Raw genomic sequence first — 14,388 nt, 5'->3', positions numbered from 1 at the left:
GCTCAGAGTCGGCGACCGAGTGCCGAGGCGGCGTTGCGCACGGCTGCCGACCACGCCTCGATCCGCGACTCCGGGAACGTCTCGGTCGTGCCCGCCACCTGGAGGGCGGCCACGACGTCGTCGCCCAGGCGCACGGCGGCCGCGACGGAGCGGGCACCGATGACGCGCTCTCCCTCGGAGACCACGTAGCCGCGCGCTCGGATCGTCACCAGAGCCTCGCGCCACGCCTCGACGTCGATCTCGACGCCGCTGGCGGTGACGAACGGCACCGCCTCGTCGACCACCCGCTGCTGCAACGACTCCGGCAGGTAGGCGGCGAGCACCTTGCCCGCTCCCAGGTGCAGCGGCAGCCGCTCCCCGACGGGCAGCTCGTAGCGCAGCGGGTTGGAGCCCTCGACACGGGCGATGACGGCGCGACTGGTGCCGGTGCGCACGAAGACCGACGAGGCGAGCCCGGTCTCGGCGGCGAGGTCCTGCAGCACGGGACGGGCGTTCAGCACTAGCGGACTGCCGGTCAGGAAGGCGTGCGCCCCGAAGAGCAGGCCGACCCCGGCGCGGTACCGGTTGTCCTCGCGCTCGACCCGACCACGGGCCTCGAGCGCTCCCAGGATCCGCTGGGCGGTGGCCACGTGCAGACCCGAGCGGCGGGCGATCTCGCTCAGCCGCAGCCCGTGCGGCGCGGCCTCCAGGACCTCGAGCACGTCGATGGCACGGTCGAGCGAGCGCATCGTCGACGCGTTCGACTCCGCCACCACCACGCCTCCTCAGGGTCTCGGGCGCACTGCCCGACGAGAGCCGATCCTACGGGAGCGGGCACCCGCGCCCCCGGACCCGCCACCATCGGTCGTGCGTCCCGTCCGGCCGCACGTCCACCCGCCCGAGCACGCCACGGGAACCCTCGGAGTGATCTTCGTCACATCATGGGCGAATCTCCAGAGATCCCGTCTGACCTGCGCAGATCCAAGTTGGAACGGTGTAGTTCGCGACCTACAGTGGCGTCATGGTCGTCGTCTTCCTCACCTTCCTCAGCCTCGTCCTGACGCTCTTCGTCGGCGCCATCTTCCTGCTCGGGGCCCACCGCCTCGTCACGATGGTCGTCCGCTACGTCGAGACCCATCCGACATACTCCGAAGATGCCCGCCGGACGCTTCGCTCCCTCGCCGTCCGGCGACCTGCACGTCGGTAACCTCCGCACGGCGCTGCTCGCCTGGCTGTTCGCGCGCTCGACCGGGCGGGACTTCGTCCTGCGCGTGGAGGACCTCGACCGCGTCCGTCCGGGCGCGGAACAGCGACAGCTCGACGACCTCGCCGCACTCGGGCTCGACTGGGACGGACCGGTGGTCCGCCAGACCGAGCGCCTCGCGGCGTACGACGCGGCCGTCCAGGCGCTCGCGGACGCCGACCTCGTCTACCCCTGCTTCTGCACCCGTCGCGAGGTCCAGGAGGCGCCCTCCGCGCCGCACCTGCCGCCGGGCGCCTACCCGGGAACCTGCCGCGACCTGACCGACGCGCAGCGGGAGGCCCGGGCGACGGCGCGGCCTGCCGCCCTGCGGCTGCGCGCCGCCGTGACCTCCTGGACGGTGCACGACGTCCTGCACGGTGACGTCGAGGGCGTCGTGGACGACGTCGTGCTGCGCCGCAACGACGGCACCCCCGCCTACAACCTCGCCGTGGTCGTCGACGACGCCGCGCAGGACGTCGACCAGGTGGTCCGGGCCGACGACCTCCTCACCTCGGCAGCCCGCCAGGCCTACCTCGCGTCGCTGCTCGACCTGCCCCAGCCCACGTACGCGCACGTGCCGCTGGCGGTCAACGTCGACGGCCGCCGCCTCGCGAAGCGCGACGGCGCGGTGACCCTGCCCGACCTCGGTCGCGACCGCGCGTGGTCGATGCTCGTCGAGTCGCTGGGCCTCGTGGGCGACAGCCCCGCCGAGCTCCTGGAGTCCTTCGACCCTGCGACGGTGCCACGTCGGCCGTGGACCGTCCTCGGCTGAGCGGGCGACGAGCAGCGTGGTCCGGGCCGTCAGTGCTCGGCGAGGAACGACTCCATGAGTCGCGTGACCGCCTCCGGCTGCTCGACGGTGCTGGAGTGCCCGGCATCCGGCACGACCTCGAGCCGTGCGCCGGGGATGGCGGCCGCGATCGCCTCCGCCTTGGCCACGGGCGTCGCGACGTCGTCGGCCCCGACCACGACGAGCGTGGGAGCGGTGATCAGGGGCAGCTCGTCGACCACCGGCTGCCGGTCGGTGACCCCGAGGATGGCGGCGCGCATGCCGCGCCGGTCGACCGTGCGCAGCTTCGCCACCCACGGGTCGACGACCTCCGCGCGCCGTGGTGACGCGAGCAGGTGCGGCCCGAACATCAGCGGCTCGACCTTGCCGCGCACCGGTCCGATGCCGAGCCAGCGGTAGACCCGGGCCAGCAGCCGGTACTGCGCCACCTTGTCCGGGTCCTCGGGACCGGCACTGGTGTCCAGCAGCACGAGCGAGCGCACCCGCTCCGGGTGCCGGGCGGCGAGGCGCATGCCGACGAAGCCGCCCATCGACAGACCGGCGTAGTGCACGGCTCCGAGACCCAGGTGGTCCAGCAGGGCCACCAGGTCGTCGGTCAGGGAGTCCATGTCGGCGGTCCCGTCCTCGGCCGCCGGCGTGTCGCCCTGCCCGCGCCAGTCGACGGTGATGCACCGGTACCGGTCGCGCAGCGCAGCCACCTGCGGGTGGAACATCCACCCGCTGAACAGGAGACCATGACCCATCACGAGGGTCGGCGCACCCGGCCAGGGCTCGCCAGTGTCGGTGTGGTGGAAGGAGATCCCCCGCAGGTCTGCGTGTGGCACGAGTCACAGGGTGCCACAGGTCGAGGCGGCGTGCTCGCACGCGACGACGCCCCCTCCCCGCGCCTCGGGAGAGGCCGTGAGGAGGGGGCGTCGGGTGGGTGCGGACGACCTCAGATGAGGTTCTTCTCCTGCAGCCACTCCTTGGCGACCGTGGCCGGATCAGCCTTCTCGTCACCGTCGACGCGACCGTTCAGCTCGATGAGGTCCTCGGTGGTGAGCTGCTCCGACACCGCGTCGAGCGTGTCCTCGACCGTGTCGCTGGCCTTCGCCTCGTTGATCAGCGGGACGATGTTCTGCGCCGCGATGAGGTTCTCCGGGTCCTCGAGCGTCACCAGGTCGTTGGCGGCGATGGAGGGGGTCGTGGAGTAGATGTTCGCGACGTCGACGTCGCCGTCCTTCAGCGCCTTGACCGTCGCCGGTCCACCGGAGTCGCTGATCGCCGTGAAGTCGACGTCCTCGACGCCGTAGACCTTCTTCAGGCCAGGCACGCCGTAGGAGCGGGTCTCGAACTCGGGGTTGCCGCCGACCTTGACGGTGCCGAGCTTCTTGAGGTCGCCGATGGAGGTGATGCCCTCCTTCTCCGACAGCTCCGACGTGACGTTGTAGGAGTCCTTGTCCTCGGCGGCGGCCGGCTCGAAGGTCTCGAGCTTCTCGGGCAGCGCGTCCTCGAGCGCGTCGTCGACGGCGCCGGACTCGGTGGCCGTGGCGTTCTTGTCGAAGTAGAGCAGGAGGTTGCCGGTGTACTCGGGGATCAGGTCGATCTCGCCGTTCTCCAGCGCCGGGATGTAGGCCTCGCGCGCGCCGATGCGCAGCTTCTTCTCGACCTTGACGTCCTTGGCCTCGAGCGCCTGGGCGTAGATCTCGGCGATGATCTCGGACTCGCCGAAGTCGGCGGAACCGATGACGATCGTGTCGGAGTCGGAGCTGGAGGCGCCCGACTCGGTGGGGTCGCCGCCGCAGGCGGTCAACGTCAGGGCAGCAGCCGCGAGCGCGGCGCCGAGCCCGATCTTGTGCACGGACATGTCTCTCCTAGGGGGTGGTCGTGCTCTGGCTGGTGGGGGTCGGATCGGTGCTGGAGGAAGCGCTGGTGGCCGGTCGGGAGGGGCGGGCGCGCCGCTCGGCCGCCGCCTGCGCGACGGCGAACAGACCGTCGAGCAGCAGCGCGAGGACGACCACGACGACCGACCCGCCGACCATCTGCGGGTAGTCGCGCACGGCCTGGCCGTCGAAGATGTAGCGCCCGAGGCCGCCGAGGGACACGTAGGCCGCGACGGTCGCGGTCGCGACGACCTGCAGCGTCGCGGCGCGGAAGCCGCCGACGACGAGGGGCAGGCCCAGCGGCACCTCGACGCGGGTGAGCACCTGCCACTCGGTCATGCCCTGCGCGCGGGCGGCGTCGACGGTCTGGGGGTCGACGGACTCCACGCCCGCGTACACACCGGCGAGCAACGGCGGCACCGCCAGCACCGTGAGTGCGAGGATCGGCGCCTCGAGACCGAGGCCGAGCAGCAGCGTGAGGAGCGTCAGCACCCCGAGCGTGGGCAGCGCGCGCAGCGCGCCGGTGACCCCGATCGCCAGGCCGCGGAAGCGTCCGGTGTGGCCGATGTAGAGCCCGAGCGGCACGGCGATCGCCGAGGCCACGACGAGGGTGAGTCCGGTGTAGCCGAGGTGCTCGAGCACGCGGTTCGGGATGCCGGCGTCGCCGGTCCAGTGCGCGCCGTCGGTGAGCCAGTCGACGGCGTCGGAGACGACGCTCATGCCTGACCCCCCAGCGACATGCCGCTCTCGACGGTCCGACCGCCCGCGAGCCGACGCCAGAACGGACCCTTGGCGCGCCGGCTGGGGCGATCCCACGGCATGAGCAGCCGACCGGCGAGCACCAGGAGGGCGTCGAGGACGAGTGCCAGGACGACGATACCCACGAGGCCGACGACGATCTCGGTGAGGAAGTCGCGTCGGTAGCCGTTCGTGAACAGCGACCCGAGGCTGGAGACGCCGATCAGGGCACCGACGCTGACCAGGCTGACGGTCGAGACGCTGACCACGCGGATGCCGGCCAGCAGGACCGGTCCGGCCAGCGGCAGCTCGACGCCGAACCCGCGCTGGCGGGAGGAGTACCCGGTGGCGGTCGCGGAGTCGAGGACGGCCGGCGAGACCGACGTGAACGCGTCGGCAGCCGTGCGCACCATGATCGCGACGGCGTAGATGCTGAGGGCCACGACCACGTTGAGGGGGTCGAGGAAGCCCGTCCCGATGATGCCGGGCAGCGTGACGAACAGCGCCAGCGACGGGATCGTGTACAGCACGCTGCCCGCGCCGAGCAGCGTGCCGCGCAGCCGCGGGTGCCGGCTCGCGTACCAGCCGACCGGCACGGCGACGGCGAACCCGATCACGAGGGGCACGACGCTCAGCCAGGTGTGCTGCCAGAACAGCTCGAGCACCTGGTCACGGTTGCGCCACGCCCACTCCACGGGTCAGCCCTCCAGCACGCCGGCGGGACGCCCCGACGCGTCGACGACGACCTTGCGGCCCTCGCGATCCTCCACGTGCAGCGAGCGGCCGCCCTTGTCGAGACCGACGAAGCTGGCGACGAAGTCGTCGGCCGGCCGGGCGAGGATGTCGGCCGGGGCACCGACCTGGGCCACCTCGCCGCCCTTCTTGAGGATGACGACCTGGTCGCCGAGCGCGAACGCCTCGTCGATGTCGTGGGTGACGAACACGATCGTCTTGTCGAGCTGGGTCTGGAGCCGACGCAGCTCGGCCTGCAGCTCGAGCCGGACGATCGGGTCGACGGCACCGAACGGCTCGTCCATGAGCAGGATGTTGGGGTCGGCGGCGAGACCGCGGGCCACACCGACGCGCTGCTGCTGCCCGCCGGACAGCTGGCCCGGGTACTTGCGCGCCTGGGTCTCGTCGAGCCCGACCGTGTGCAGCACCTCCAGCGACCGCTCCCGGGCCGACTTCTTGTCGGAGCCGTTGAGCCGGAGCACCGTGGCGACGTTGTCGACGACCTTGCGGTGCGGCAGCAGGCCGGCGTGCTGCATGACGTACCCGATGCTGCGTCGCAGGGCGACAGGGTTCTGCGTGGCGACGTCGACGTCGTCGATGAGCACCTGGCCGGCGGTCGGGTCGACCATGCGGTTGACCATCCGCAGCAGCGTCGTCTTGCCACAGCCGGAGGAACCGACGAACACGGTGGTGGTGCGCGAGGGGATGGTGAGGTCGAAGGAGGCGACGGCCTGGGTCCCGTCCGGGAACGTCTTCCCGACGGACCGGTACTCGATCATGGGACGACAGTCTCCCCGGCCCCACTGACATCGGCAATCGGAACGGTCGAGACCGGGAGTCCGGCCGCACGCCAGGCGTGGATCCCCCCGACGACGTCGGTGGCGTCGAGGCCGAGCGAGCGCAACGCAGCGGCGGCGAGCGACGACGTGTAGCCCTCGGTGCACAGGACGATCCACTCGGCGTCCCACGCCGCCTGCGGCAGGCTCGCCCCCGACTCGGGGTGCAGACGCCACTCGAGGTGGTTGCGGTCGACGTGCAGCGCACCCGGCACCACCCCGTCGGCCTCGCGCTGCCACTGCGGTCGGATGTCGACGAGGACGGCGCCGGCTCGGACACGGTGCGCGGCCTGGTGGGGCGTGACGCGCACGAGGTGGCGTCGGGCGTCGGCGAGCAGCGCGTCGACGGAGGCGAAGCGGGCGCGTCGTCGGGTCGGCTCGACGGGCAGCGCGCTCACGACGCGACCCGTCCTGCCGCGGGTCCGCGGACGCTCTCGGGGGCGGCGATCTCGGGGTCGTCGCTCCAGACGTGCGCGAGGCGCACCAACCGGTCGGAGCCGTCCGGGCCACGCTCGACGTCGAAGAAGTCCATCCGCTCGAGCGGGGGCGAGTACACGTGGACGCTCACGGCGGTGGCCTCCCGCGTGTTGCGCACGTCGTGCACGTAGCCGGGACCGAACGCCACCACGTCGCCGCGCGTGCGGGTGCTCTCCTCGAGCTCGCGCGCGCCCGGGTCCCACACGAGCTCGTCGAGCTCGCCGGCGACGACGGTGAACGCGCCGCTGGACCCGCCGTGGCCGTGGAGCTGCGTGCCCTGCTCCTCCGTCCAGGAGATGAGCCAGACGTCGACGTCGGCGTCGTGGTGCAGGCGCACGTGCCACCGCTCGTCGGGGTCGGCGTGCACGGAGTGGAGCTCGGCCCGCACCTGCTCGGCCACACAGGTCGCCTGCTCCACGAGCTGCGCGAGGGGCAGGGCGTGGCGGCGACGTCGTGGGCTCATGGGGGTGATCGAACCGTCCCGGACGTCCGCTCGGGCGACGTCCCACGATGCGGGAGCGGTGCTGGCGAGGGATCGGTCGTGATAGGTCCGCGCCGCCGCGCCCCCCGCCGAGTCGTCCGGGAGGGGGCCCTGGTGTGGGTGGTCGCGGGCATGGGATACAGTTGCGTCCGCGGTTGAGCCGCACTGCAAGGCCCCGTGGCGCAGTTGGTTAGCGCGCCGCCCTGTCACGGCGGAGGTCGCGGGTTCGAGTCCCGTCGGGGTCGCAGAGAAGCACGAGGAAGGGCCCATGCCAGCAGGCATGGGCCCTTCGTCGTCCCCCCGCCGACTCGGGAGCCGGCAGCCGTCGCCCCTCCCGCAGTCCCGACTTCCCACGGCAAAGGTCGTCGTCCCGCGGGATCCTTGCCTCGGGACGACGACGTTTACCACGGGACCGTGGTAAACCGCCGACCCCAGATGGCCTGCGTCACACCGGGAATCGGCCCTCACCGCCCTTCGTTGAACATTCCATGACTTCCACGAGCACGACGCCGTACGTCCTCGACGACGCGGCCCTCGACACGCTGTTCCGTGAGGCGCGTACCGCGAACACGTTCACCGACGAGCCGGTGACGGTCGAGGACATCCGCGCGATCCACGACCTGTTCCGTTTCGGCCCGACGGCGATGAACAACCAGCCGCTGCGCCTCGTCGTGGTGCAGAGCCCCGAGGCCCGCGAGCGCCTCGTCCAGCACATGGGCGGCAGCAACAAGGCGAAGACCGCGTCGGCGCCGGCCGTCGTCATCGTCGCGGCCGACGAGGCGTTCCAGGAGCGACTCGCCGAGCACTTCCCCCACGCGCCCGGTGTGCGCACGATGTTCGACGACGACGCCGAGCTGCGCGTCGACAACGCACGTCTCAACACCGCGCTCCAGACGGGCTACCTCATCCTCGCCATCCGCGCGGCAGGTCTGGCCGCAGGACCGATGGCCGGCTTCGACCGCGCCGGCGTCGACGCCGAGTTCCTCGCGGGCACGTCGTGGCGCTCCGAGTACGTCATCAACATCGGTCACCCCGGCCCCGACGCGTGGGGCGACCGGCTGCCGCGCATCTCCTTCGACGACGCCGTCACCGTCGTCTGAGCCCGCTCGTCGCGGGCGACGGTCACCGCCTGCGCGTCCCTCCGAGGACGTGCGATAAGGTGATCGTCGCCCGGCACGACGACGGGCGACGGTCAGGTAGCTCAGTTGGTAGAGCGTCCGCCTGAAAAGCGGAAGGTCAGCGGTTCGACCCCGCTCCTGACCACCTCGGGTAGTTGAGACAATTCCAACAGTTCGTTTGAGGCAATTCAAAGGGCCTCTGACCTGCGGAAACGTCAAAGGTTCCGTCAGATCGCCCGTCTAGACTCCAGATCCGGACGGGACGCGTGGAGGCGGTCACTTGAGCAGCGAAAAGGTCGACGGCGGCGACCGTCCCGCACAGCCCCTACAGGACGATCGCATGGCCTGCCGCCTGCGCGAACTAGGCCACCGCGTAGCAGAACTGCGACGGTCCGCCGGCTTCACTCAGGTCGAACTTGCCGAACGCTCCGCCGTGCACTTCATCACGATCAGTCGGCTTGAGCGAGGCACACAGAACGTCTCGGTGGCGGTCGTCTGGAAGCTCGCGCACGCACTGGACGTTGACGCCTCAGACCTCTTGAAGTAGCGCTCGAGATCCAGATTCGAAGTCACGGCGGTGATCCGCATCCTCGCCATGAAGCCGCAATAGAAAGTCGAGATCATAGGTCCGAGGCGGCCGCATCAGCGCCGGCCTACCCGACCTGCCCGCCACCGGGCCGGGGCAAAACATAGACCCGAGGCAGGGCGTCTCCGCGGCCCGCGTTGACTGCAACGGGCGCAATCCTGATCCGTTTGATCTCGAGCCGGCCGGGACCGTGACGCTGTCGACGCCAGTGCCCCCTGCGGACATGTGGCGCCATAATTCGACCAGTCGGCTCAGCGTGCCCAGACGAGCCGACGGTGGATCTCACGTTCAGAACGCGGACGGAACCTCCACCAGTGCGATTGATATCGCGCACCATCGAATCGGTGCCGAGCAGTTCGATGGCATCGCGCACGCTCGTGCCGCTCGGCACGGCTGCGGCGACATCGGGTTCGTGCCAATCCGCCCATGCCGTGACTGCGATGAGATTCCGAAGCAAGGCCGCATGTCGTGTCTTCGACACTCGTGCCGGAATTACGTGCCTGCCCAAGGTCTTCGTAGCCCCGGAGGGGAGGCGCACGCACCAAGCGAAGTTGTCGGTCAACCGCCCAAGCGAGTCCGCCAGGAGTAATACGCCCTCGACGCGGCCACCGCGGACCTGCAGGACCTGTTCTAGATCGAGTGCTCCCAGCGCATCCACAGCTTCGCTGAAGAGTGCTCCGAGGTCTGTGGACGACTTCAAGAACATCCGCCGAGCCGCGAGATCGAGGACCTCAAGCGCGCGGACCTCGTCTTCGCTCGGTGCTCGTACTGCTTGTATCGAAAGAGGCTCGGCAAAGGCCAGGAAAACTTGCGGGAAGGGCAATCGCAGAGAGTCGGCATCCTCTTCGGTTAGTGGCTCAGAGTCCGCGAACGAGAACGTCTGGCCGGCCGGAAGCCAGAAGGCCGTTGCAGTAGTCATAGCGACCGCGAGGTTGCCCGCCCACGCCCCGTCACTTCCGGTCTCAAGAGCGCGCGACCAGGTCCCGATGGAGGACTTGGCGTACAGGTGACGCAAAGTCGCCGCGCGTCCAGGCCGGGGGTGCTGTGGGCCAACCGAGAAGTCGGAATGCGCATCGCCCAGGCTGCTGACCAACGCCTCACCGAGGATCAGTCGGTCTCGCCACTCCTCAACAAGTTCGTCGACGTCGCGGTGGGAGAGGCGTTCCCGGATGGTGGCGGCGAGCGCGGCAGATGGCGCCGGCCAGTCATCACCTAGGACCGGCGCACTAATCTCCCCCGTGCCTGCGGCGAAACCCAGGTCCTTGAAGACGACGTCCTGTTCGGCGGCTTGGACACCTTGCACCCAGGGAAGCGGATGCCATGCGTAGAGTGCGTCGGCTTGGAGCGTGGTCGGGTGCGTCTTCAAGAGTGGGCCGGTCACCGAGATGAGTTCCTCAAGCGCAGCGACTTGTTCGGCTGTCATGTCTGGAGTTGGGCACGTGTCCTTTGAGGCAAGCCTGAGGCGCCGTTGCCGAGCAAACATGCCGGCATGCGCAGCGAGTCCCCAGCGTTTCTCTCCGTCGGCTTCGGTCGGTCCGCGTTTGCGGGCCCCCCGTAGATACTGGAGCCTGATGATGGCCTCGTGGTCGAGCCGACGCTCGGCGGGGTTGTCGCTGATGTATCCGCCTTGCCCGACGATGCTCATGAACCGCTCGATGCCATCTCGGCCACCACCGAGCGCGTCGATCACAGCGTCGGACGCCTTCTCCCAGGCTTGCTGGACTTGCAGTGATGTGGCGCGCGCCTGCTTGACGGCCTGATTCAAAGCGTCCGCTTCGTTCTCAAGGCGTTCAACCTGCGCGCCGACAGATCTGTCCCGCTCGATTGACTCGGTCCGAGCCTGTTCACGTAGTCCGTCTACCGCTCGGGTCGCGAACTCGGCCTCCGCAAGCGCGGCTTGCTCGCCCTCGAGTTCACCTCGGAGTGCTTCGAGTCGCGCCTGTGCGAGTGATGCGCGTCGCCGCGAGGATGCGTGGCCGTGCTTTCCTCTGGCCATTAGGAGCGACCAACTGCTTCGGCATCCAGAAACGCGTCGCGCTCGGCGGCGGAGCGTTCTAGTAGGCGAGCAAGGTCTCCGATATCTGGGCTGTAGCCGGACTTTCGCACCTTCTCCAGCATCAGGCGGATACGTTCATCGTCGTCCCACAGACTGGCGAGCTCGTCGTGGAGCGTCTGCACTCGATCGATGAGTTCATCAACCTTGGGGGACGTGCTCACAGACCGGTCGCGCTGCACGGGTGTGAGTGCGAGTCGCACACTGCTCTCCTGCGCCGCAGATCTCTGGATAGTCAGCCGACGCGCGCGTACTTCCTTGATCTGTCGTTCAAGATCCACGATCGCCGCGTCCAGATTCTCAGCCATGCCGCCTCTTCGCTGTAGGTCACGAAATTACCAGCAGGCGGAGACATCGCTGTTGCTCTTCGATCAACCGTCGCGTGGTGGGGTTACCGAACTGGCCATGGCTGGTCGGCATCTCCAGGAACCTGGGCTGAGCTACGTCCTCACACGAATGCAAGTCGCCGCCCGCGGCGGGAGGCGCAGACTGGCGGACTCGAATCTCGAACCTTCGACCGGTTGCAGAAACAGGGTGATCGCCTAGCCACAAGACGGTCGCTCTATGCCTCAGGAGCCGCCGCGCATACGGTCTCGACACAGGTCGGAAGTTTGGGCGGCGTCTACGGTGACGGAGCAGCGGCGCACCGGCGGCGGATTACGGCTAGTGGTGCGCGCACCGCGAACAGGACGGGTGACGTGGCCATCGTTTGGACAACGTATGATACACGTACACTTGTTGCGTCAGATCATACGCGATACCATAAGGTATGGATGTCGCAGGAACGGCAGAGCGCGCGATCGCGCAGATCGGCGACGGCTGGATCGCGGGCGATGTAGAGGACGAGGCGCTCGACTTCAAGCGGTTCCCTCCCTCCGGTGATCGCCGAGCTCCCGAGAAGTTCCTCAAGGACCTCGCCGAGTCCGTCGTGTGTTTCGCCAACGGCAACGGTGGGGTGTTGATCGTCGGCGTTGCCGACAAGGCGCCGACTCGAGCCCAGGCATTAGTCGGTGTCGACCCGGTTCGATGGCCCCTGTCTGAACTGGTTGCCAACCTCTTCACACGCACCAGTCCGTCCATCACCGTGCGCGCGCACGCGCTCACGATCGAGGGCAAGACGTTCTACGCTCTCGGCGTGCCTCCGGGAATGGACGTCTACAGCACCACCGAGGGCGTCTACAAGATCCGGATCGAAGACAAGTGCATGCCACTAGAAGGGGAACAACTTCGCGGCCTTCGAGCTGTCCGGCAGGGGCGAGACTGGTCGGCCGAGTCGTCGGGAGCCTCGTGGAAGGCCCTGTCGACAGCAGCACTCGAACACGGGGCCCGATTACTCCGACGCCAAGGTAGCGACGAGCTTGCAGCCATGGCGCTCGAGAATCCCGCGGCTTTCGGCCGGGCTTCTGGTATTGCCACCAAGGATGGCGACCCGACACGGGCGGCGATTCTGCTCTACGGAACATCTCACGCGCTCCAACAGGTCCCGGAGTGGGGCGTCAACGTCCAGACGCGGAATTCCCCGGGCGGCGATGGACGCGTGCTGCTGAGGCGCGGAGACACCTCACTCCCTCTGGTTCTATTGATCGATCAACTCATCACGATCGTCGGCGCGATCGCACAAACCCAGATCATCCGAGTGGGCGCCGAGCAGATCGAACTGGTGGACTATCCGGACGATGTGCTGCGCGAGATCTTCGCCAATGCCTTCGCGCACCGAGACTGGGAAGCATCTGGGCTTGTCGAGATCATCCACAGCCCGGCCGAACTAGCCGTTTCGAGCCCCGGCGGATTGCTTCCCAACCTTCGCCTGGATCGACTCCTTCACGACACCGCCAGTCCGCGAAACCGCGTGCTCGCCGCGCACATGGCGCGACTGCGGCTGGCCGAGATGAGCGGACTCGGATTTGACCGAATCTTCCGCGAGATCGGCAAGCTCGGCAAGGAGCCGCCTGTACTCGAAGACGGTCCCCGATTCCGCGTCGTACTGCCTGGAGGTGCCGGCGATGAAGCCTTCGCACGGTTTCTCCGAAGCGAGGCGATCAGTGACACTTTGGCAGAGGACGTCGACGTGCTCATGGCTCTCACTGCCTTGAGGAACTCACGATCGGTGAACGCGACAACCCTCTCGCCTCGCCTGCAACGCAACGTCGGCGATGCGCAACGAGTTCTCGAACGGATGCAAAGCGCTTCTCTCGTCCATCCCACGAGAGGGACCGCACGACGAGCCCACCCCAACTACACATTGACACCAACGACGGTCGCAGCGATGCGGTCGGCCATCACTTACCGCACTTCGACCGTCGATCACGATGATCAAAAACTATTGCGCCATCTCAAGCGGCATGGACGTATCACCAACGAGGATGTTCGAAACTATCTCGACTGCGACGTTGAGACAGCCCGGAACAGACTGACTCGTCTGCGCCGGCGCGGCGTCATCGACTTCGCACCCGACGCTCCGCGACGTGGAGCGTTCGTGGAGTACGTACTCGTCAGGGAAAGCGAACGGTCCTTGCCAGAAAGGCCCGCTCCGAAGCCCAGCGTCGACCAGCCGGCGCTGTTCGACGGGGACGTCTGAGGGGCCTCGTTCTCTTGGCGCGAAGCGCCGTCTGACACGGTTGGGCCGAATCAGTACACGGCGACGACGTCCACGAGGATCGCCGGCCCCTCCAGCCACGCCTTCACGTCGTCGGCGGGTAGTTCGAGTTCGAAGGCATTGACCAAGTTCTGAATCTCCTGCGAGATGCGAGTCATCAGCATCCGCTTCATCAGGTGCTCCCAATCGTGCAACAGCCATTCCTCGCTGCTGAGGAACCCCTCGCCGCCTCCGTCGATCAACTGACGCACTGTACCGAGGACACGCACTCGTCCTTCGATTCGAGCGACTGAGGCACCACCGACAAAGTTATCGGGGTCGAAGTGGAGGTACACGCGTTGGGCAAGGCTGGAGTCCTTCATCTCCAGGAGCAATGGGATGGGAAGCAACTCGTTGCTCAGGTACACCTGCTTGAGCTGCGAGGCGAACTCAGGATCGGAGTCAATATCGACGTCCCCGAGGTCGGTCAGATCCAGGTCGGATGCCTCCATGACTCTCCGAAGAAGGTAGAAGACCTTCCCCGCCATGCTGGCCGTCGTCAGGGTCGTCAATCCCTCGAGTTCCACGAGATCGTTGATGCTTAGTGGCTGCTCTTCCTTGGGCTCGACCATCAGGATGCCCTCGTGTGTCAACGCGTCGATGATGCGACTGGCCGTCGAACGAGCGGTCGGCTCCAACCGATAACTCGACTGGTACTCCACCGTCGTTCCCCGATCTCCGGAGAGGCCTAAGCCCGAAAGGCCGACGGAACCGCCCGCGGTGCGGCGCGTCGAAGCCGTTTCTACGATGTCGGACTGTCGCGGCACTGCGAGATCGTGGTACTCCGCGTACGCAAGAAGGGCATCTGTGTCGAGGTACGTCGGGTTTCGAAGCGCCATGGCCCCATCATCTCTTCTC

16 protein-coding genes and 2 tRNA genes are annotated in these 14,388 nt (G+C 68.1%); 7 read left to right on the top strand and 11 right to left on the bottom strand.

Translation table 11 applies throughout. The features are described from left to right. Window positions 1–2: 2 nt before the first annotated feature. Window positions 3–752 (bottom strand): IclR family transcriptional regulator, encoded by a 750-nt coding sequence (locus A6Q81_RS06840; RefSeq protein ID WP_286689950.1) that lies wholly within the window; start codon window positions 750–752, stop codon window positions 3–5. A 248-nt stretch (window positions 753–1,000) separates the two neighbouring features. On the opposite strand from A6Q81_RS06840, the gene A6Q81_RS06835 reads away from it, so the two are divergent. Together A6Q81_RS06835 and gluQRS are read left to right on the top strand one after the other, a co-directional pair. After that, on the top strand, window positions 1,001–1,186 hold the full coding sequence (locus A6Q81_RS06835) for a hypothetical protein (protein ID WP_067854345.1): 186 nt from the start codon (window positions 1,001–1,003) through the stop codon (window positions 1,184–1,186). After that, on the top strand, window positions 1,134–1,994 hold the full coding sequence (gene gluQRS / locus A6Q81_RS06830; protein WP_286689949.1) for a tRNA glutamyl-Q(34) synthetase GluQRS: 861 nt from the start codon (window positions 1,134–1,136) through the stop codon (window positions 1,992–1,994). The genes A6Q81_RS06835 and gluQRS overlap by 53 nt, the downstream gene beginning before the upstream one ends. Window positions 1,995–2,023: 29 nt before the next feature. Here the strand turns inward: gluQRS and A6Q81_RS06825 are convergent, their stop codons facing one another. The 7 genes from A6Q81_RS06825 to A6Q81_RS06795 all read right to left on the bottom strand — a co-directional run bounded on the left by A6Q81_RS06825 (window position 2,024) and on the right by A6Q81_RS06795 (window position 7,120). Next, on the bottom strand, window positions 2,024–2,836 hold the full coding sequence (locus tag A6Q81_RS06825) for an alpha/beta fold hydrolase (protein ID WP_286689948.1): 813 nt from the start codon (window positions 2,834–2,836) through the stop codon (window positions 2,024–2,026). 110 nt (window positions 2,837–2,946) lie between these two features. After that, window positions 2,947–3,858, bottom strand: a complete 912-nt coding sequence (locus tag A6Q81_RS06820; RefSeq protein ID WP_067854336.1) for an ABC transporter substrate-binding protein — start codon at window positions 3,856–3,858, stop codon at window positions 2,947–2,949. Window positions 3,859–3,865: 7 nt separating this feature from the next. Further along, window positions 3,866–4,594, bottom strand: a complete 729-nt coding sequence (locus A6Q81_RS06815) for an ABC transporter permease (RefSeq protein WP_253023277.1) — start codon at window positions 4,592–4,594, stop codon at window positions 3,866–3,868. Further along, complete coding sequence (locus tag A6Q81_RS06810; RefSeq protein ID WP_286689947.1) at window positions 4,591–5,307, bottom strand: ABC transporter permease; 717 nt, start codon at window positions 5,305–5,307, stop codon at window positions 4,591–4,593. Before A6Q81_RS06810 ends, A6Q81_RS06815 begins: the two co-directional genes overlap by 4 nt. Window positions 5,308–5,310: 3 nt before the next feature. Continuing rightward, entirely contained in the window at window positions 5,311–6,123 is an 813-nt protein-coding gene (locus A6Q81_RS06805) for an ABC transporter ATP-binding protein (RefSeq protein ID WP_253023273.1), read from the bottom strand. Further along, on the bottom strand, window positions 6,120–6,578 hold the full coding sequence (locus A6Q81_RS06800) for a rhodanese-like domain-containing protein (protein WP_286689946.1): 459 nt from the start codon (window positions 6,576–6,578) through the stop codon (window positions 6,120–6,122). Before A6Q81_RS06800 ends, A6Q81_RS06805 begins: the two co-directional genes overlap by 4 nt. Then, the gene (locus tag A6Q81_RS06795) at window positions 6,575–7,120 is read right to left on the bottom strand and encodes a cysteine dioxygenase (RefSeq protein WP_286689945.1); all 546 of its coding nucleotides are present in this window, start codon (window positions 7,118–7,120) and stop codon (window positions 6,575–6,577) included. The genes A6Q81_RS06800 and A6Q81_RS06795 overlap by 4 nt, the downstream gene beginning before the upstream one ends. Before the next feature lie 189 nt (window positions 7,121–7,309). Here A6Q81_RS06795 and A6Q81_RS06790 point away from each other — a divergent pair. The 4 genes from A6Q81_RS06790 to A6Q81_RS06775 all read left to right on the top strand — a co-directional run bounded on the left by A6Q81_RS06790 (window position 7,310) and on the right by A6Q81_RS06775 (window position 8,803). After that, a tRNA-Asp gene (locus A6Q81_RS06790) sits at window positions 7,310–7,383 on the top strand. Window positions 7,384–7,626: 243 nt separating this feature from the next. Next, window positions 7,627–8,238, top strand: coding sequence for a malonic semialdehyde reductase (locus A6Q81_RS06785; RefSeq protein WP_286689944.1), 612 nt, complete (start codon window positions 7,627–7,629; stop codon window positions 8,236–8,238). A 90-nt stretch (window positions 8,239–8,328) separates the two neighbouring features. Continuing rightward, window positions 8,329–8,401 (top strand) — tRNA-Phe (locus A6Q81_RS06780). 135 nt (window positions 8,402–8,536) lie between these two features. Then, window positions 8,537–8,803, top strand: coding sequence for a helix-turn-helix domain-containing protein (locus A6Q81_RS06775; protein ID WP_286689943.1), 267 nt, complete (start codon window positions 8,537–8,539; stop codon window positions 8,801–8,803). Window positions 8,804–8,909: 106 nt separating this feature from the next. Here A6Q81_RS06775 and A6Q81_RS06770 read toward each other — a convergent pair whose 3' ends face one another. After that, window positions 8,910–10,838 carry an AcrVA2 family anti-CRISPR protein gene (locus A6Q81_RS06770; RefSeq protein WP_286689942.1) on the bottom strand — a complete coding sequence of 643 codons (1,929 nt, stop codon included), beginning with the start codon at window positions 10,836–10,838 and terminating at the stop codon, window positions 8,910–8,912. Then, window positions 10,838–11,203 carry a hypothetical protein gene (locus tag A6Q81_RS06765; RefSeq protein ID WP_286689941.1) on the bottom strand — a complete coding sequence of 122 codons (366 nt, stop codon included), beginning with the start codon at window positions 11,201–11,203 and terminating at the stop codon, window positions 10,838–10,840. Before A6Q81_RS06765 ends, A6Q81_RS06770 begins: the two co-directional genes overlap by 1 nt. Before the next feature lie 461 nt (window positions 11,204–11,664). Between A6Q81_RS06765 and A6Q81_RS06760 the strand changes: the two genes are divergently transcribed. Next, window positions 11,665–13,473, top strand: coding sequence for an RNA/DNA-binding domain-containing protein (locus A6Q81_RS06760; RefSeq protein ID WP_286689940.1), 1,809 nt, complete (start codon window positions 11,665–11,667; stop codon window positions 13,471–13,473). 50 nt (window positions 13,474–13,523) lie between these two features. On the opposite strand, the gene A6Q81_RS06755 is transcribed toward A6Q81_RS06760, so the two are convergent. Further along, a complete protein-coding gene (locus A6Q81_RS06755; RefSeq protein WP_286689939.1) occupies window positions 13,524–14,369 on the bottom strand; it encodes a DUF6414 family protein in 846 nt (281 codons plus the stop codon). Between the last annotated feature and the right edge of the window lie 19 nt (window positions 14,370–14,388).

Origin of the sequence: Aeromicrobium sp. REDSEA-S38_B2 (genome assembly GCF_001628525.1) — a bacterium.
Taxonomy (GTDB): Bacteria; Actinomycetota; Actinomycetes; order Propionibacteriales; family Nocardioidaceae; genus Aeromicrobium; species Aeromicrobium erythreum.
This window is presented reverse-complemented; position numbering and strand designations above follow the sequence as displayed.